15 protein-coding genes are annotated in these 18,804 nt (G+C 66.4%); 5 read left to right on the top strand and 10 right to left on the bottom strand.

What is annotated here, in order from left to right; genetic code table 11:
* On the top strand, positions 1–4,161 hold the full coding sequence (locus tag K7G82_RS30210; protein ID WP_222990376.1) for a penicillin-binding transpeptidase domain-containing protein: 4,161 nt from the start codon (positions 1–3) through the stop codon (positions 4,159–4,161).
* 281 nt (positions 4,162–4,442) lie between these two features.
* Here K7G82_RS30210 and K7G82_RS13220 read toward each other — a convergent pair whose 3' ends face one another.
* The 4 genes from K7G82_RS13220 to K7G82_RS13235 form a co-directional block, all read right to left on the bottom strand.
* Positions 4,443–6,203, bottom strand: a complete 1,761-nt coding sequence (locus tag K7G82_RS13220) for a hypothetical protein (RefSeq protein WP_222990377.1) — start codon at positions 6,201–6,203, stop codon at positions 4,443–4,445.
* Between the two features lie 167 nt (positions 6,204–6,370).
* On the bottom strand, positions 6,371–6,733 hold the full coding sequence (locus tag K7G82_RS13225) for a hypothetical protein (protein ID WP_222990378.1): 363 nt from the start codon (positions 6,731–6,733) through the stop codon (positions 6,371–6,373).
* A 153-nt stretch (positions 6,734–6,886) separates the two neighbouring features.
* On the bottom strand, positions 6,887–7,633 hold the full coding sequence (locus K7G82_RS30215; protein WP_222990379.1) for a transcriptional regulator domain-containing protein: 747 nt from the start codon (positions 7,631–7,633) through the stop codon (positions 6,887–6,889).
* A gap of 155 nt (positions 7,634–7,788) precedes the next feature.
* Positions 7,789–8,547: a LuxR family transcriptional regulator gene (locus tag K7G82_RS13235; RefSeq protein ID WP_222990380.1), complete on the bottom strand. Its 759-nt coding sequence runs from the start codon at positions 8,545–8,547 to the stop codon at positions 7,789–7,791.
* A 278-nt stretch (positions 8,548–8,825) separates the two neighbouring features.
* Here K7G82_RS13235 and K7G82_RS13240 point away from each other — a divergent pair, with 278 nt between their 5' ends.
* The 4 genes from K7G82_RS13240 (at position 8,826) to K7G82_RS13255 (ending at position 11,818) form a co-directional block, all read left to right on the top strand.
* A complete protein-coding gene (locus tag K7G82_RS13240) occupies positions 8,826–9,584 on the top strand; it encodes a LuxR family transcriptional regulator (RefSeq protein ID WP_222990381.1) in 759 nt (252 codons plus the stop codon).
* A 91-nt stretch (positions 9,585–9,675) separates the two neighbouring features.
* Positions 9,676–10,287 (top strand): acyl-homoserine-lactone synthase, encoded by a 612-nt coding sequence (locus K7G82_RS13245; RefSeq protein ID WP_222990382.1) that lies wholly within the window; start codon positions 9,676–9,678, stop codon positions 10,285–10,287.
* A gap of 14 nt (positions 10,288–10,301) precedes the next feature.
* Complete coding sequence (locus tag K7G82_RS13250; protein ID WP_222990383.1) at positions 10,302–11,201, top strand: phytanoyl-CoA dioxygenase family protein; 900 nt, start codon at positions 10,302–10,304, stop codon at positions 11,199–11,201.
* Complete coding sequence (locus tag K7G82_RS13255) at positions 11,198–11,818, top strand: GntR family transcriptional regulator (RefSeq protein WP_222990384.1); 621 nt, start codon at positions 11,198–11,200, stop codon at positions 11,816–11,818. Before K7G82_RS13250 ends, K7G82_RS13255 begins: the two co-directional genes overlap by 4 nt.
* Before the next feature lie 90 nt (positions 11,819–11,908).
* Here K7G82_RS13255 and K7G82_RS13260 read toward each other — a convergent pair whose 3' ends face one another.
* The 6 genes from K7G82_RS13260 to K7G82_RS13285 form a co-directional block, all read right to left on the bottom strand.
* Positions 11,909–12,670, bottom strand: a complete 762-nt coding sequence (locus K7G82_RS13260; protein WP_222990385.1) for a DUF2334 domain-containing protein — start codon at positions 12,668–12,670, stop codon at positions 11,909–11,911.
* On the bottom strand, positions 12,657–15,038 hold the full coding sequence (locus tag K7G82_RS13265; protein ID WP_222990386.1) for a TonB-dependent receptor: 2,382 nt from the start codon (positions 15,036–15,038) through the stop codon (positions 12,657–12,659). The genes K7G82_RS13260 and K7G82_RS13265 overlap by 14 nt, the downstream gene beginning before the upstream one ends.
* Complete coding sequence (locus K7G82_RS13270) at positions 15,035–16,021, bottom strand: FecR family protein (RefSeq protein ID WP_222990387.1); 987 nt, start codon at positions 16,019–16,021, stop codon at positions 15,035–15,037. The genes K7G82_RS13265 and K7G82_RS13270 overlap by 4 nt, the downstream gene beginning before the upstream one ends.
* Complete coding sequence (locus K7G82_RS13275) at positions 16,005–16,673, bottom strand: RNA polymerase sigma factor (protein ID WP_222990388.1); 669 nt, start codon at positions 16,671–16,673, stop codon at positions 16,005–16,007. Before K7G82_RS13275 ends, K7G82_RS13270 begins: the two co-directional genes overlap by 17 nt.
* A 476-nt stretch (positions 16,674–17,149) precedes the next feature.
* The gene (locus K7G82_RS13280; RefSeq protein ID WP_222990389.1) at positions 17,150–17,401 is read right to left on the bottom strand and encodes a hypothetical protein; all 252 of its coding nucleotides are present in this window, start codon (positions 17,399–17,401) and stop codon (positions 17,150–17,152) included.
* Positions 17,402–17,635: 234 nt separating this feature from the next.
* Positions 17,636–18,796, bottom strand: a complete 1,161-nt coding sequence (locus K7G82_RS13285) for a glycosyltransferase (protein ID WP_222990390.1) — start codon at positions 18,794–18,796, stop codon at positions 17,636–17,638.
* Between the last annotated feature and the right edge of the window lie 8 nt (positions 18,797–18,804).

Here is an 18,804-nt window from a genome sequence, read left to right on the forward strand (position 1 = left end):
GTGACCGTCGCCGCCGGACAAGCCGGCACCGATCATCCCGGGACAGGCGAAGCGACCATCGATCTCGCACGGCTTCGCGCCGCGATCGGTGGCGAGCGCTTCGCCGATGTGATCCTGGTCGAGCCGATCCGCACCCGGCTGATGATGCTGGTGTCCCGCCTCGCGGGCGACGGAGCGATCACCGCCGACAGGCTGCGGCGGCACGTCCGCCCGATCCTTGCGGCGCTCGCGACGTCGCAGGACCGGTTCGAGCAAGCGCTCGAGCATGACATCGCCGCGCTGGCACGCGCGGCGCCTGCCCGGCGGACCGCCGACGCCACAGGCTCGCCCGAGCGCCCGACGCGCTTCGGTTCGCTCTCGCTCGCCAATCGGCTCTGGCTCGGCATGGGCGTGCTCGTCCTGCTGGCCATGGTGCCTTACGCGCTCGAAGCGCTGTTGCAGCCACCCCGGCCATCGACGGTCGTCCGGCCCGCCGACGACATGCCCGCACCCACCCCGATCGCGCTTCCCCAGTCCGGCGGCGGCGAGACGCTGGACACGCGCGAGACCGAAGCGCTGTTCAGTCTCGCGACCCGCGGCGCGCGCTCGGCGAACGAGGCGGCGCGCGGCGGGCCCGATACGCTGTGGCTGGCGCAGGCGGCGGCGAATGCCGGCTGGTCGCCGGACGCGCCCCTGCCGCTCCACGATGCGACGATCGTCGAGCGGATCCTGGAGGCGGGACTGGGCGGCTCGCCGCGAAACGACGCCGCAAGGACCGCCGCCGCGCAGCTCGCCGGACAGGTCGCGGAGCGTGCGGCCAATGCGCCCAGCCAGCTGCTATGGCGCCAGATCCAGCAGGCCGAACGGAACGCCGGTGCGCAGCGCGCGAGCCTGACCCGCCTCGTATTCGCCCGCAACGCGACCGCGCCATGGACCCTTGCCGAACTCGGCGCCGCGACGCGCGCCATCACCGGCCGGCGGACGACGCTCGGGCAGGCCAGCGACGCGAGCATCGCGCGGGCCTGGGCGATCGGCGGGCACGATCTCAAACAGCCACTGGCGCTTGTGGACCCACCCTGGCTTCCCGAGCGATCGGGCGCGGCGGCCCTTGTCCAGGACAGCACGCGCTGGGTGATCGGCACGATCGCGCTCCTGATCGCGGCTCTCCTCATCGCGATCCGGCTATACCGCTTTCCGCTCGCGCTCGGGCAGGTGAGCGCCGACCGGGCCGCGCCAAGACTGCCGCTCGCGGGGCCCGGCGACACCGATCCGGGCATCGACCGGGCCTGGGCGGCGCGCTGGCGCGCCGCGCTTTCCCAGCCCGTTCCCGGCGAGCCCGCGCTCGACATCGAGGCCTCGGTGCTCGCGACCGCCGCCCGGGGCGGATTCGCCTCGATCCGCCACCGCCCCAGGCGCGGGTTCGCGCGGTTCACGGTCGCGATCGAACGTATCTCGCGGCGCGATGCACTCGCATCCTTCTGGCTGAGGCTGCTTGCGTCGCTTCGCGAGGCGGGACTGGCGATCCGGGTGGTCACGTTCGGCCGCTCGCTCGACCGGGCGACGCCGCACGGCGCCAGTACCGGTCCGCTCGACGACCCGCCGCCCGGAGGCTGGCTGCTGGTGTTCGGGAACGCCAGCGCCGCCGCGAGCCGGACCGTGTCGCGCTGGCGCGCGGCAAACGGCTCGGTCGCGATCCTCGCGCCCGACGATGCGGCGCAGGCGCACGCCCCCACCCCCGCGGCCGATCTCGGCGAGACCGTCACGGCGCTTGCCCGCGCGGCCCCCGCTCCCGCGACCGCGGCGATCCTGTTCGATCCCGATATCAACTGGCTCGACGAAAGCCCGCCGGGCGAACAGGACTGGATGCGGCTGCGCGCGGTGCTGCGCCTGCATCTGGGGGATGGGGGTTTTCGCTGGCTCGCGGCGACCGCCACGCTGCCGCTGATCGACGAACCGCTGGCATGGCGTATCGCGCATGCGCTGGCGCTCCCGTCCGGCCAGACGGCATCCGCCGACCACGCGACCGCCCGCGCGCTGTTCGCACTGCCCTGGCTGCGCGCGGGCTGGTTTCCGGACTGGCTGCGCGACAGGCTGGTCCTGGACCTGGAACCGGCGGATCGCGAGCGGCTCCGCCAATTGGTGATCGAGGGTCTCGAGCGCGCGCCGGCGCACGATGGCGAGGAGGATGCGACCGCCCTGACCCAGGCCGGCGGGATCACGACCCCCGCCGCCGACCTCGTGCTTGCCCGGCTGGTGATCGGCGGGCGCGATCGGCGCACGCTCAGGGCCTCCGACGTGCCCGCGCGGCTGCGGCGCTGGCTGGTGCCCTCGCTGGCCACCCGGCTGACGGCGCCATCGACGCTCGGCGCGCTCGCGATCGCGGGATTGTGCGTGGCCGGCGCAATCTGGCTCGCGCCCGCCCGGCTCGAAACGCTCGACGAAGGCTGGTTCGAGACGATCGGCCGGATCGCGGCCGCGGCGATGACCACGGCCATGGCCGCCGGCATGGCCACTCTCCTCTTCAGGATATATCGCGGCGCGCTGCGCGCGACTCCGCCGAGGCAGGGCATCGATCAGGAGCGTCGGACGATCGAACGGCGCCTGATCGAAGGGATCGCCCTCGCGACAATCTTCATGCTGGCCATATCGTTCAGGCTGATGGTCCTTGCGTTCGAGCCCGCCGACCGCGGGCAGGTGACGCCTGCCCTCAAAGCGATCGATACGGTGATCGTCGACAGGAACGGCGAGACACTGGTCGAGAGCGGCACGCGATGGGAACTCGGAGTCCGGCCGCGACGGCTCATCAACGATCCCGCCCGGCTGACGGTCGCGCTGGCCCGGATCTTTCCGGAGCGCACGGCCGCCGACATCGAGGCGATCCTGCGCGGAAACCGGACCTTCGCCTATCTCGGCAGGAAGCTCACCGACGATCAGCGAAAGGCGGTGCTGGACCTGGGCGAACCCGGGCTCGAGCTCATCCGCGCGCAGCAGCGCGTCTATCCGCAAGCCGGGCTCGCCGCCGCCTTTCTCGGCACCATGAACATCGACGGCGTGGGAAGCTCGGGGATCCAGTCGGTGCTCGGCTCGCCGCGCGTGCCCCTGACACCCCGCGTCGCGACATCGCTCGACATCCGCGTCCAGCGCGTCCTCGAGGCGGAGTTGCTCGCGACGATCCAGGCGCACGGCGCCCGCTCGGGCCAGGGGCTCGTCATCGACGCGCGAAGCGGCGAAGTGCTCGCCATGGCGACGCTCCCCGGCTTCGATCCGAACGACATGGCGACCTATCGCCCCGACCTCGGCCGCAACGCCCCGATCCAGGACCTTGTCCAGTTCGGCAATCTCTGGGGCCCGGTCACGACCGCGGCCGCGCTCGACGCGGGCACCGCCAGCCCCGCACAGGATTACGACATACGCAGCCCCATGACGATCGGCGAATTCGTCATCCGCGATGCCTTCCCGACAAACGGATCGCGCAACCTCGCCGAGATCGCGCTGCTGGGCTCGAATGTCGGCGGCATGCGCATCGCCGAAACGATGCGCATGGACGATTATCGCGCGGCGATCGCGCGGTTCGGGCTCGCCGAACGCCCGACGATCGAGTTGCCCGGCGCGGCGTCGCCACTCGTACCGCGGACCTGGAGCCGACCGACGCTCGCATCGGTGGTCACCGGCTATGGCTATGCGGGTTCGCTGCTCCAGATGACCAACACCTATCGCGGACTGATCATGGGCATGGCCGCGAGCCCGACGGTGATGAAGCAGGCGACCGGAAGCAGGCCCGAAGGCCCGCGCATGCTCCGCGACGGAACCGCGCAGACGATGCGCAGGCTCTTCCGGGTGAACGTGACGGACGGCCCCGGCCGAAAGGCCGATATACGAGGCCTTGCGCTCGGCGGATTCGGGGGCAGCGTCGAGCCTCTGACGCGTATCGACGGCGGGCGCCCCGCCATCTCGTCCTTCATCGGCGCCTTTCCGATGTACGCGCCACGCTATCTGATCGCGGTCGCGATCACCGATCCCAAGGGCAATGCCGCCTCATTCGGCTATGCGACGAGCGCCTGGGTGGCGGCGCCGCTGGTCGGACGCGTCGCCGCGCGGTCGGCGCCCCTGCTCGGCGTCGTTCCGGACGAAAGCAACGATGTGGACATATCCGGGATACGGCCATTGCTGCGGATACGCTGAGGACAAGCGACCAACACCATGTTGGCCGCGCGAAGGATTGGCACCTCCCATCACACGCGAACCGTGAACGGCGTCGTTTTGGTTGAATCCTGCCCGCGCGTGGCTTAAGTTGATGGCATGGCGAATGTGAAAAAGCGCTACAGCGAGGTCAAGAAGTCGTCCCGGACGGGACGGTTCGACTGCGTGGTCGCAGAATCCAGATTTCCTACTGCTCGTCACGACGCGACTGCGGACGAGGAGATGCGGCTTTTCTCCAAGTTCCGGAGCCGGGCTCGCGCCGACTATCGGGCATCCTGATCGCTGCTTGATTTCTGCGGCGCAGTGCCGCTTCGGATCCATTCCGGCACCTTGCGGCCGGCGATCGGCAGATGGCGCCCATATTGCCAGCGGATCGCGGAACCGTGATCGCGACGTCCGTCGAGCGTACGTTCTTCCTTGTCGACTGCTTCGAGTTCAAGAACGATCGCATCGTTCTCAGCCGGCAGATCGAGCACGCACACACCTGATTTTTCGTCCTTCCAAAGAGCGACGCTTCGTGATTCAGGGAACTCCCCAACATCGTTCTGACGCGCGATGAGCCCGAAGGAAGTCAGGCTGAGCACCGAGGTTCCCGGATCCTCGGCAAGCACCGTCGCATAGCGTGCCGGCCATCTGTCGCGGATCTGCGGCCCGTCCATAAGCAACGCGATCAGGAGATTGGGGCCTACGCCGCGTACGACCGCCTGGCATGGATCAACCCGCGCCAAATCCTCGCAAATCAGTGTCGTGAGCGTGGTGTTACCGCGATAGACCAGCAGGTCGAGACTGCGGCGCAAAATCGTCAATTGCTCCCACCAGTTCCGGCGGCGGTTGAGCCCGACCAAGTTGTAATCCTTGATCTGCCGGGCATCGATCTTCCAGCGGTGATGCTTCTCCCGGATCAGGATCAGCCCCTCCCAGCCCGTTATTTCAGGGTCGCGTTCGGCGCCAAGCAGGAAGAAGGGCATGATAGCGACGAAATTGCCCTCCCGTTTCGACTTGTCCGACGAAATGCCCGAGACCAGGAAATCGATCTCAGCGTCCTTGGCAAGCGCTCTCGCCAGCGATGAGAATTGCTCGAAATTGAGCGCGAGTTCCGGCAGGACGACGCCATCGACGCGAGCGCCCTTGGCACGTGCCTCCGCGACGAGGCCGAGCACGAAGTCCACCAGCAACCCGCGACGATATTTATCGTCGTTGAGCGGCAACCATGTCTGTTCGACGGTGAACCATCCGAAATGATCGCCCGGGTCTATTCCTGCTGGCCGAAAGGCCTCGTCGTTGACGCGATAGGGGAAAGGTACGAGCAGAAGGCCGAGCTGGCGCTCCTCGACTTTGGCTCCGTCGGCGAAAAGGGGGTCGACCCAGCGGGCCCGGACCTGGCCCCGGGGCGGAAGAAGCGCCAGATGATGGCTAAGCGACCTCGGTGTGCAACCGACCGAGGGCGTGCGCGACTTGGCCTGGACGCATAGAAGGTCCTCCGCAGCGGAAGAAAGGGAGAAAGGGCCGTGTTGGACGCGCTCGAACCCCTCGCCTTCGCGATAGGGCTCGCTCACCATCGCGAAGAAGGGATTGCCAGTATCGAAACCTATATCCTCACAGGCCTCGTCGCAGATCATCATCAATTCGAGACAGCGTGCCCACCATCCGGGAGCCTCGGCGCGATCGTTCAGTTGGACGAATACCGGCACATCGCGGAACTGGCCGAGGTCGAGCCACAGCGCCTCAACCGTACCGGGCACCGGTGGCAACAGCCTGCCAGGCGGAATGGGCGATCTCCTCCAGGTCCGGCCGAGATCCCGCGCCCTCGCACGCATCGCATCATCAACCACGATCCGTCGATAGGGACAATGCGGCTCACTCGGGACTTCGGGTACGATATGATGATAGGCTCCGGACCGTTCAAGCAAGTGCGCGACATATGCGAAGATGTCGGTCGGCATGAACGGCGCTTGCGCGAACGGGTCCTTGCCAGCGGGGCGATCCGGAAACAGCGTGACGAAGACATCATTCAGCGTGGCCAATTTTCAGTTCCACTCACACTTCATGATCCCGTCCAAACCCCCTCCCCTGGAAGCGCGCACTCTTAGCGTCGGCCGCAACCGGGCGAAAGCCGTACCTGTTCGACTATGGTGGCAAAGTCGGCCGGCCAGCGGGATGGAAGTTCGTGAGCAAAAAGCCGGACGCCAGGTCATTGCGCTGACACGTCCTCCCGCCCCAGCCATGCGAGGATCTCGGCAAGCTCGCGCGCGCCGCACATCGCGCGCCGGCGCAGCACCCGCTCGACCTCGGCCTGGCTTCGCGCGAGCCGGGCGCGCAGCCCTTCGACGCCGACGCCGCATTCGTCGATGATCTGCCGAGCCCGTGCCGAGATGCCGGCGGCGCGCTCGGCCTCGACCTCGAGCGCGCGGACATGGAGCACGCGGGCGCGGTCGGGACTGACGCCGAGCTCATGTCCGATCGCGGCCCAGGTCAGCCCCTCGGCGCGCAGCGCCATGATCCTGACACGGCGCGCCTCGATTTCCGGCAAACGCTTCGCATTGACGCCCGACATTCGCTTTTCCTCTCCTGATTGACGCACTCATCCGCCTCAAGGCGCATGGCGGCTTCGCGGATAAGACGAACGAACCCCGCCGATCCGTAGCGGATTTCTCGCAGGGCCCATGCGGAACCCCAGGGCAGGCGCGTCGGACCGGCTGCCTTCTTCTCACGCGAACCAGCGCGACGGCGGCGAAGCGGCAAGGCTGCGCGCGTCGCGCGCCAGCCGCTGGACGCGCAGCCTTATGCTCGGCGCCTCGATCCGCCAGCGCGCGCGCGTCACCAATGCCGCGAACAGGCCATGCGCGATATCCTGGTGGCTGGCGTCGGCGCCGAGTGCGTCATGGGTCCGCAGCGCGAGGATCCACCGCGACGCCCGTGCCTCGCCGCACCGCCTCCAGCCGGGCCGCTCATTTCGGCACATGGCGCGCAGCAGCGACAAGCTACGCAATTGCGGTCCCAGCCCATCGACCCCGACCAGCCGCCAGGCGATCGCGACGGGCCCGGCCAGGATGCCGCCGCCATTCAGGTCGATCCGCACGCCATGCCGCGCGTCGCCGATGCGGATATGCTCGGCATCCTGCCCGGCAACGACCCGCAGCATCCCGGCAAGCCCCCGAAAATCGAAGTCGATGCCGACAGTCCTGCCCGTTGCGCCACCGTCAGCGCGCTCCCCGACCAGCACCGCGGGATCGCAATCGAAGCGCCAGAGCGGCAGCGCCGAACGCGCGTCGAGCGCGGGATCCTCGCAGCGCACCAGGCCGTAGCGGCCGGCCTGTCCCGCCCGCCGCCAATCCCCGCGATAACCGGCATCGCGGCGCAGCCATTCCCATGCGAAACAGGCGCGATCCGCCGCCATCAGCCATTGATAGTCCGCAGGCTCGCGCCAATCGGGCAGAGCGGCTTCGCCAGCCACCCCGCCCGCTCCCCCTCAGGCGCCCGGACGCGGGCATCGCGCCCCGCCCGGTTGGAGATCCCCGTCAGCATCGACTCGCCAGATCATCGAACGAATGGAAAACCAGGCGCCCGTCGCCCGCCATCCGCGCGTTCGTGCCTATTGACGTGCGTGCCTCACAGCCATTCGGCCGGATCCGCGCCGATCTCGCCCGCGACGAGCGCGGCCGCCACCAGTTGCGTCCGGCGCGCGACGCCGAACCGCATCCGCGCGGCATCGAGATATTTGCCGACGGTCTCCTCGCTCAGCCCCAGGATCACGCCGATCTCCCAGTCGGTCTTGCCCTGGCTCACCAAAGCGACGCATTGCCGCTGCCGCGCGGTCAGGCGCGGCCGGGACCACCGAACGCCCAGCAAACGGTGCGCGGCGCCGAAAGCCAGATAGGCAAGGCACTCGGCGGCCGGAAGCGCGTGGCGCGGCAGCGGTTCGCCGGGTGGACAGACGAACGAACAGCTCGCCACTCGCATGCCCGGCGCATGAAGCGGAACCGTGAACCCCTCGCCCAGCCCGATGTCGCACGCTTCCGACATCATCGCCCTCTGGCAGGGTTCGAGCGTGACGAGACGCGGCAGCTCCCGCCACCCGAAACCGCCGACGCGCCGCGCCGCCGCCTGCCTGACGGGATCGAACCGGTGCATCGCGCGCGCGATGAAGGCATCGGCCCAGCGGCCGGGATAATCATGGAGGAAGAGACATCCGTCGGCCGGCTCGCCATGTTCGGCAAGCGCATGATGCGCGAAGCCGAGATCGCGCGCCATTTCGGCGACGAGGCCGGCAAGCCCGACAAGGTCCGCGACGCGGTTCGCGCGTTCGGCGAAGCCCGCAAGGCACGCCATGGCGTCGCCTGGATCCACATGCGCGGAGATCACGGCCATCCCGCGCGAGCTTTTCCAGGTGCGCGTTGCCTTTCCGCCATGTCCAGCACCTCACGCACCCAATATTTATGCACTATAGGAAGAATATAGTTGCAAGATCGAACATCCCCATTTCTATTGAGAGCTACCGTTGCGGTTCGGATCCGAAATTTCGGACTGGACCGTCCTGTCCCTGTCCGGGCTTCGCGCTTGAGGAGCAATGCCCGGGATTTGAGGTGAAAGGCGGCGACGGTGCGGCGATATGGATACGCGCGCGCCGATCGTCCGGCATGAGAGGAATGCCCGTTATCACAGCGGCGATGGATTTCGCCCGGACCATGTCGCAGGTCCGTACCCGCCAGGCCCTGGCCGACGCGCTCGAGGAAGCCTGTCAGCGCGTTGGAATGCGCTATTTCGCGCTATCGCATCATGTCGACTTCACTGCCGACACGGGCCTGCGCCTTCACAATTATCCCGATGGCTGGGAACAATGGTACGATGCCAACCGGCTCGGCATCACCGACCCGGTCCACCGCGCGAGTCATCACGCGATCGGGGGCTTCTACTGGCGCGATATCCCGGACCTTATCCCGCTGCTGCCGAGCGATGCGCTCCTGCTCGAGCGGGGCAGACGGGTCGGTCTCGGCGAGGGCATAACGGTGCCGGCACATATACCGGGCGAAGCCAAGGGATCCTGCTCGTTCGTCGCCGCCAAGGGCGAGACGCCGCCGGAGAGCATATTGCTCTGGGCGCAAAGCGTCGGCGGGCTGGCATTCGGCGGCGCCCGCAAGATCCTGCGGGGCAGGAAGCGTCCGCTCGCCAGGGTGAGCGAACGACAGCGCGAATGCATCGCGCTCGCCGGACGCGGCATGACCAACAAGCAGATCGCGCGCATGCTCGGCATCGGTGAACAGACGGTGGTCGAGCATTTCAGGGCGGCGCGTGCGCGCCTCGAGGTCAATTCGCGCACCGAGCTGGTCATATCCCTGCTGGTGAGCGGCGAGCTGTGCATCGACGACCTGACGATCGTCCTCCCGTCACGCGCGCGCAAGCGATGATCCGAAAGTGCGCCCTCCCCAGACGTAGGGATACCGGCAGGTGCCGCAGCCTGCTGCAAATCATGACGTTTCCAACAAGCGGAGCGTCACAATGCTGCACCTCATCGACCATAACAGCCAGTCTGAGGGCGCGATCCTTCGCGCCATGTTCGAGGCGCGCAAACGCGTGTTCGTCGACCTGCTGCGCTGGAACGTGCCGGTCGTGGGCGGCAGCTGGGAGATGGACCGGTTCGACAATGAGGATGCCCGTTACCTCGTCCTGTCCGACGAGCGCGGGCATCACCTCGCCTCGGCGCGGCTGCTCAGGACCGACCGGCCGCATATCCTCGACACGCTCTTTTCCGGACTCTGCGAAGGCCCGGTGCCGAGCGACGCGGCGACACTCGAGATCACGCGTTTCTGCATCGACCGGAACCTCGCATCGGCCGAACGCAGACGCGCGCGCAACCAGCTCGTCACCGCGCTTGTCGAACATGCGCTGGCCCATGGCATCGCCCGCTTCACCGCGGTCGCGGAGATGCGCTGGGCGCGCCAGATCCTCGCCTTCGGCTGGAGTTGCGTGCCGCTCGGGCCGCCCGTCAGGCACGAAAGCGGCCTGCTCGGCGCGCTGCTGATCGAGATCGACGCCGACACACCGTTCCGCCTGCTCAAGGCCGGCATCTATTCGGCGCCCGCGCGTGGCGGCCGCCGGCTCAGCGCGTGAAGGAGGAGATGTCCATGCACAGTACCGCATCGCCGTCCCGCCAGTCCGCGCCCTGGACACAGGCGCTCAGCCAACAGGGATATTGCATCATCCCCGACGCCTTGCCGGGCGAACTCGTCCGCGACCTCGACGCCACGCTCGATCCGCATTTCGAGGCGACGCCCTTCGGCCGCGGCAACTTCTACGGCGAGAAGACCAAGCGGTTCGGTCGCCTGCTCAGCCGGGCGCCGGCGAGCGCGCTCCTGGTCGAGCACCCGCTTGTCATCGAGATCGTCGAAACGCTGCTCGGGCGCTGGTGCGACCATGTCCAGCTCAACCTCACCCAGGCGATCGAGATCCATCCCGGCGAGGCGGCGCAGGTCCCGCACCGCGACCAGGACATGTGGCACGCCGAGAAAGGCAGGCTCGAATATGTGATCAACGTGATGTGGCCGCTCACCGCCTTCAGCGCGGAGAATGGCGCGACGCTGATCTGGCCGGGCACGCATGGCGAACACGCGCTCGACGCGCCGCCTCAAACCGCACCGATCGCCGCCGAGGCGGAGCCGGGCAGCGCGATCCTGTTCCTGGGATCGACGCTCCACTCGGGCGGCGCCAACATCAGCCACGCCTCCAGGCGCGGGCTCGTGGTCGGCTATTCGCTGGGCTGGCTCAAGGCCTATGAGAATCCCTATCTCGCCTATCCGCCGCAGGTCGCGCGGCATTTCCCGCCGCGCCTCGCGGCGCTGGTCGGCTATCGCCAGCACCGCCCCAATCTCGGCAATTTCGAAGGCCAGTGCCCGACGGTCCTCTTCCAGGACGAGGTTCCGCAAGCGCTCGCGGCGACCGACGCGCTCATGCCCGAACAGGCGGCGATGATCGCGGCCTGGCGCGCGGGCAAACGCGACAGCGCCGGTCAACGGCACTCGCCATGAATGCCGGCCTCACCATGGAGCGCGTCTATGACGCGCTCCGCCACCGCATCGTCCAGGGCGAGCTCGCCCCCGGCACGCGCCTCGATCCGGCGCGGCTCGCACAGGATCTGAACGCCAGCGCGACCCCGGTCAGGGACGCGCTCTTCCGCCTGCTCGGCGAACGCGTCGTCGACGCGCGCCCACAGGACGGTTTCCACGTCACGACGCTCTCCGAAAGCGCGCTGCGCGACCTCCATGGCTGGTCCCTCGACCTGCTCGCCGCATCGCTCAGGCCCGCGATCGCGCCGCTCAGCCCTGGACGGATCCGGGCGCTGTCCCTCCCGTCCGACCAGGAGCCGGCCGAACGGATCGCCCAATTGTTCGACGCGATCGCGGAAAGCTCGGGCAATGCCGAGCATCGCCGGGGCATAGCGAATGCCAATGCCCGGCTCCACGCCTATCGGCGGATCGAACCCAAACTGATCCCGGACACGCCCCAGGAGACCGACCGGCTGATTTCAGCCTGGAACCGGAACGAGATGGCGACGCTCCGTTCGGCGCTCGCACATTTCCACAAGCGCCGGGTCCGGCTGGTCCCTCACATTGTCGCGGTGATGCAAAGACAGGCCGGGGCCTGACACAGCCGGGCGAACAGCTGGCGAAACCAGCTGCTGCAATGGCGAAGCGGAGGCAGAGAATGTCGGAAGGCATTGAAACCTCTTCGGCACTCATTCCACGCCAGGCGTGGTCAGAAGCGACTGGTAGCTTCGCGCCTGGCGACTGCCGGCGAAGCATCTCAGCGTTGTCTCGATACTGGAGAGGATCGACTTCCTGGTGACATCGCCGGGATGCACGGCCACACGAATCGTCCGCATCGGATGAAGCATCCGACGACCGAGGGCCGCGAATGCCAGGGAGGATGCCGTCCTTGCGGTGGACCTGCTTGCCCAGGTGATCACCGGCCCCCGTGCCAAGACCTTGCCTGTTCGTGGAATCCAGACCTTCATGTGATCCTCGGCAACATCGAAGGCGCTGTCGCGCAAGGCCTCCATTGCGCCCGGCCCATAGAGCCATGCCGGCGCGATGAATCCGGAGGCTTTCCGGCCGATGATGTCCTCGACGAGCGCCCGCCCGGCTTCCATCCTGCGTGCCGCTTCGCAGCAGGAAAGGCCCAGGAACTCACCTTCGCGCGCTGTCATATACCTAGCCTTCAGGCCCGGGAGTCCGCGATGCTCGACGGTGTCCTTGTGATACCAGCCATGGACGAACATCTCGACACCGCTCTCGGACCAGGACCTGAGACGGCTGGCGAAGGGGGTCCCTGAGCGGATCGGGTGCCGCCCCCAATGATCGGGCACGACGAGCATGGCGAAGCTGGAACATCCCAGCGTATTCGTCAGCAATCCGGCGAGCTGGTCCACTTCCCGTTCGAACCCGGGACCGACGTCGTGAATCGACGCCAGGAGCGAGCGGTTGTCAGAACCGGGCATCGATCCCGATCCTGACCGTTCTCGGCCTCAGAGGCGTGCGCTGATGTCCCTCCGCTACGGAAAAGGGATTGCCGTATGAAAAGCGATTGGCGCGGCTGTCCAGCAGGTTCTCGATATCCAGCGAAAGGCCCCAGCGGCCAAGATCGGCCCGTGCGCCGATCGCCGTATCGAGATAGTTTCCCTGCGGAATATCGAACGGGGCGCTGACACCGAGATAGGAGGTACCGACATAGCCCACCGTTCCGTCGAGAGTGATCTTCCTGCCCGCGATCCACGGCTCGAAACGACCGGTGAGCCGCCAACCGCCGTCGGCGACGTTGGGCAGCTTGCCTTCCACGTCGGCGGCGAACTCCGGTACAGGTCGATCAAGATGGCTGGTCGTGTGGAAGCCGGATATTTCAAGGCCCAGTTCCGGCGTGGCCTGCCATGCGAGGTTGGCCGAAATATAGTTCACCCGCGCCGAGCCGAGATTGGCGACATAGGGGAAGCCGGCGCTCGTCACGAGATCGGCCTGCACCCTGTTCCACCTTGAATATGAATAGGAGAGCCCGCCTGACAGGCGCGAACCGGCATCGGTACCGAAGCGCATGCCGATCTCCGCCGTGCGGATCGTGTCGGGCTGGAAGCGAGTCACCGCGGCTTGATCGCCGCTTCCCGTCAACTGCTGGGCTCCTGGCCTGAACCCCTCCTGGTAGCGCAGATATCCGATCATCCCCTTGAGCGATTTCCAGGCGAGAGCCATGGTCGGCAGAAGCCGTATTTCGGGACCGGTCGGCTCAACCGGCGCTTTGCCCGCCTCGGTGTTGAAGTCATCGAAGCGCGCAAAAAGGGAAAGCCGCCCTCCCGCGGTCATCGAGACATTGCGCCAGAGAGGCAGCGTTGCCTCGCCGAACAATGCAGCGTCCAGGGTTTCGGATTGGACATTGGAGATCGGCGCGAGCTTGTCCGCGGGACCGAGAGACCGATCTATATGATTGACGTTATGGGCAAAGGAAAAGCCCGACACCCAGCTCGAAATCCAAGCCGCCCCCCCCGAAATCCGGGTCTCGTGGGTCAGCAGCTTGACCCGCATCGCCTCTTCGAAAATCCTGGGAACCTGCGTCATTGGCGGTGTCGCGTCGAAGACCGTGACGATCGGATGAATGGTATAGGACGTGTTCGACACCAGCCTGGCGAAGCCGAGGTCGGCCCGGAGAGTTGCAAACATGAGGCGATAGTCATTGTCGAAAGGTTGCGCGACGAAAGACCGACGGATCAGCGCGGAAGGTCGCGGATCATCGGTATACTGGCTGTCCTTGCTCCCCGTGTCCTGCGACACGATGCCGGCATCGAGGCTCAGACCATCGTCGAACTCCATGCGAACGGTCGCCCGCACTCCAAGCACGTTCGTGCGATTGACGTCGGACAGCGCGCGTCCGACGTCGTCGATATAGCCTGGACGAAAGATACGATATCCGACAATTCGGAGGGCTGCGCGTCCGCCAATCGGAATGTTGGCGACGATGGCGCCGTCACCACCGAATTTCCTGCCGGTCGCCCCGATCGCGGCGGTTGCGCTGACCGAGAGCTCGCCAGGCACGGGGAGGCGGGGCATGATGCGGATTACACCGCCCAGTGAGCCCGCACCGTAGAGCGTCCCTTGCGGACCTTCGACGACTTCGACCTTGTCGATGTCATACAGCGCGAGGTCGGGATCAGGGGCGCTGTAGGTCAGCCTGCTCTCTCCGAAATATTGGCTGACTGTCGACTGCAGTTGTCCATTGAAGCTGCTGTCAGCGATTCCCCGGACGAAAATCTTGTTTCGACCCGAACCGAGATTGGTCGAGGCAAGGTTCGGAAGCTTTCGAAGCAGGACCTCACTGCCTCCACCGCCGGAATGAAGGCTTTGCGCTTCATCGAAGGAGGCGACATGGAATGCGCCGGGATAGTCGGTCAGTGCGACGTTCTGCTTGCTTGCGGTGACGATGATCTGTTCGGGCTGTTCCGGCGGATCGAGGGGCGGCTGGGCCGAAGGGCGTGTCGCGGCCCGGCGCCGGTCAGGAACCTCCTGTCTGGCGCGACGGACAGGCTGGCGAAGGACCCGCACCACGTTGCCGCGCGAAACTCGAAAATCATATCCGGTGTCTTGCAGCAACCGGCGCAGCGCCTCGCGGACCGTAAAATGCCCCCTCAGGCCGTTAACGCGGACCGACCGCAATGCCGGATCACTGGTATCGATGGAAACCGACGCCTGGGTGGCGAACGATATCAGTGCCGCATTCAAGGATCCGGAAGGAACATCGAACGAGACCTTTTCGGCGGCGTGCGCCGGGCAGGTTGCCGCCGCGCAGGCAACCGCCGCGCTCGCAAATAGCCTTTTGCCGCTCACCGGGGTTCGACGGTCCAGCGCGTCCCGTCAGCGAGAATCCTTTCACCGATGAGCTCTTCCAGCCTTTTGCGGACCGCATCCCTTTCGCCGGCAATCTGGATCACGCCGGAAAAGCGCCTGGCGCGCATTCCTGGCGGAAGCTCGAGCGATATGCCGATCGACCGGGACAGATCATCGGCGACCTGTTGCAAAGGCGCCTGATCGTAGATGAGTTTGCCCCCCGACCAGCTCCCGATCGATGCGACCGGATTCTTCGAAATTTCGACCTTCCCGCGATCGTCGGCTGCCAGGCTATCGCCGGCGCGGAGATGGACGGTCCTCGCCTTATCTTCAAAGCGCACCGCGCCTTCCGCCACGCCGACACGAAGCTGCCGGTCGGTGCGGACCACGTTGAACACGGTTCCCATATCGACCAGCCGCCGTGCACCGGCGACGACGGTGAAGGGATCGGTATCGTCGTGCCTGACGGCAAACCGAGCTTCGCCCCGGGCAATCTCCACCAATCTGGGATCGCTCCTGTCGAGGACAATCCTGGTGCCGCCGTTGAGCCGGATTTCGCTCCCGTCGGCGAGCGACACGCTCCGCGTTTCACCTGCCGCGGTTTCGATCACATATCGGGCATCCCTGCCGGGCAGCATCTGAACCCCCAGGAGACCCGCCACCGCTACCGAGGCGGCGAGCGCACCCCAGCGCCAGCGGTTTCGGCGAACGGGTTCGCTTCTCGCATGATAAGCAGGATCGATCCCGTCATGACCGGCTTCCGGTGGTTGCGCGTCTTCGTCGTCGGACGGAAACGTTGCTCTTTCGAGCACGGGAGACATGCGCGCGTCGCGGTCCGCGACGGCTTCATAGGCGCGGTTGTGAGCGGGATCGGCGCTCAGCCATTCGGCGAATTCAATCCACGCATCCTCGTCGTCGTCCTTGAGCCGAAGGTGCCAGGCTATGGCCTGCCGGAGCATCGCATGATCAGGCGTGTCCGACATCGTCCGCCTCCATTTGCGAGAGCAGCGGGGCGTTATCCAGTTCCTCCCGCAAAATCTGGAGCTTTCGATAGGCCCGCTGGAGGTGCTTCTCCACCGCGCTCAAACTGAGATCCAATGTGTTGGCGATAGCCTTTTGCGACACCCCGTCGAGCCGATACATCTTCAAAATCTGCGCGGTCCGGACTGGCATCGACGCAATCGCCTCATTCACACGTTCGAGTTCATCGCGCGCGATCGCGCTATCTTCCGGCGAAGGCCCGGCGTCCTTCCGGAGGTCGGGTCCGATCCGGTTGCGCGTCCAGTGATCGTCTCGCGCCTGCTGTCGCCGACGCCTGCGACGATGGTCGTGCAGCAGGTTGTTCGCCATCTGGTAAAGATAAGCACGCGGGTTGGTCACAGGCCCGGTGCCGATCGTGGTCAGTTTCACGTACAGGTCCTGCAACAGATCTTCCACTTCGGCAGGATGGCACTGGCGCGCGAGCATGAAGCGTGACAGATCTGAACGCATGTCGCGCAGTAATCGGGTCAGGCCCGTTTCGCCGGCTTTCGACTCTTCGCACTCTCCTGACATACCGACTCCATAAAGGCCGGGCCGCCACCGGGGCAATGCAACGGACGCTGGCACGCGTTCATGAACCGCTTCCGGCATCATGAGCGACCCTTCCAGTTGATGCTGACCATGCCCCGTCCCCTTGGCGGTTCGATCCACTTGTCCGGCGGCTAGACGCCGCGGGCCGCCCAAAACCACACATGCAGGACGACAGCACGGGAATCGACGGAACATCGTGCCTTGCGCCGCGGCCGTGACTCCACATTTGCAAGCCGCAAGGCTGCCCCATCGAGCCCGGCCTCGGCATTCGCCTCGAGCGCGAGACATCCGCATTGGCGCTTCGCGTCTCCAATCTTCAATGCCGACCGGAGCCGATCCTACCTTAGCGCCCCCTTTTGCGTGATGGGCAGCCTGCAGCGGGCGCCGCGTCGAGCTCGCACGGTCCGGGTTGCGCCGGGCGCAGCCTCTGGATCTTCTTCTCGTCCCCGGCAGTGCCGCGCCCGGTTTCCGGCGCCTGGACCTGGACGTTTCGAGTTGCCCAGACGAGAAAACGATAGACATGAGCCATGCACAGACAATCATCCATCGTGCGGCCTCCCGTCGCGAAAAGCCTGTTTGGGCCTGTCCGCGACGTCAGGCCGCGCGTTACGACCGGGATCGAACCGCTTCCCGTCCAGCCTGAACGCCGCCTCGGCGGTCCGTGTCTCGCGATGCCCGTCGACCTCGACCATGACGCGGCGCTGGCGCGCATGCGCCGGCGCCGCGCGTCCCGGGAAGGAAGCCGACGGCACGTCGAGTGCAGGTCTCTCTTTCCAGTCGATGGTGCCCATGCCTGTTCCTCTGGCCGTTCGGTCCGCCTTTCCGGGCGCTAGACGCCGGCGCCTGCGAAAAGCCGCACATGCAGGCAGAGCGTGCGGGAATGCGCGGCGGATGGCGTCTTGCGTCCACGAATTGCCGAGAATCCCGGCTTCATGGTCGGTCTCGGGGCGTTTGCCTTATCCCCGACAGGCCCCTTCCCGGCGCTTCAGCCGTGTCGACAACGGGTCGACGAGACATTGCAGCGATCACGCGGCGGCGGAGAGACCGCTCGAGCCCAGCCTCTGGTAGATCGCGAACAAGGCTGCGAAGTGATCGTCCATCGCGCGCGCCGCGCGGCGGCCGGAGCGCGCGGGCAAGCCGTCTGGCAGGGCGAGGATGGCGCGCACCAGGTCGACATGATCCGCCGCACGATAGGACAGCCCCATCCCGCCCCTGGCAAAATCGGCCGCACCGCCCCGATCGGGCACGATCACCGGTATGCCGCTGGCGCTTGCCTCGGCTGCAACCATGCAGAAGGTTTCCGCCTCGCAGCCATGCAGGAAGGCGTCGGCGCTCGCGAGGATAGCGGCGAACCTCTCGCGGTCGCGCTCCGGGCGGAACAGCCGGATATGGGGATTGCCGCCGATCGACCGCAGGATATTCGCGTCCTCCCGCCCTTCGCCGAATATCGCCAGGCCCAACTGGCGATGCAGACCCGCCATCGTCACCGCCTCGACCAGCATCGGCAACCGCTTTTCGGGCGCAAGCCTGCCGGCGGCAACGAGCAGTGTCGCGTCAGGGTCGAGGTCGCATTGGGCGAGAAGGCTTGCGCGCATTTTTTCGCTGCGCTTGCTGGCCGAAAAGCGCTGCGCCTCGACACCCATCTGGACTGTCACGACATTGCCGACACCACCTGCCTTCATCCGCAAGGCCAGATCCTCGCTGGCGCAAACAACCGCATCATAAAGCCGTCCCAGCTGTCGCAAGTGATGCCAGTATCTGGCAAATCTCCGGTCGATCGTCTCGCGACTGACAAGAGGTTCCAGCCACCGATAGGCATAGGCAGACAAAGGGTCGGCGTGCATGACCAGCGCCTTGGGCACCTCCGGCCGCCAATTTGCCACCATGAGGGGGCTTCGCCACGGCGATGACGCTTCGACGAAATCGGGCGCCAGCCTGTCGAGTGCGGCATGGAGCGCGCGCTCATCATTGAAATACCAGTATTTTCGGTCAAGCGGGAAGCGCGGGGAGGCAATCGTTTGTATGCGCGCGCGCGGGCCGAACTCGACCAAGGCATCGTCGTCGCCAGGCGCCAGGATCGTGATGTCCTGCTCCAGTCGTTCGGCAATCGCGAGCTTTTGGCCGACATAGGTTTTTACGCCGCCGCCTCTGGGCGAGTAGAAGGCGCAAACATCAACGATCTTCATGAGCAAGT

The organism is Sphingomonas colocasiae, from assembly GCF_019880585.1.
GTDB lineage: Bacteria > Pseudomonadota > Alphaproteobacteria > Sphingomonadales > Sphingomonadaceae > Sphingobium_A > Sphingobium_A colocasiae.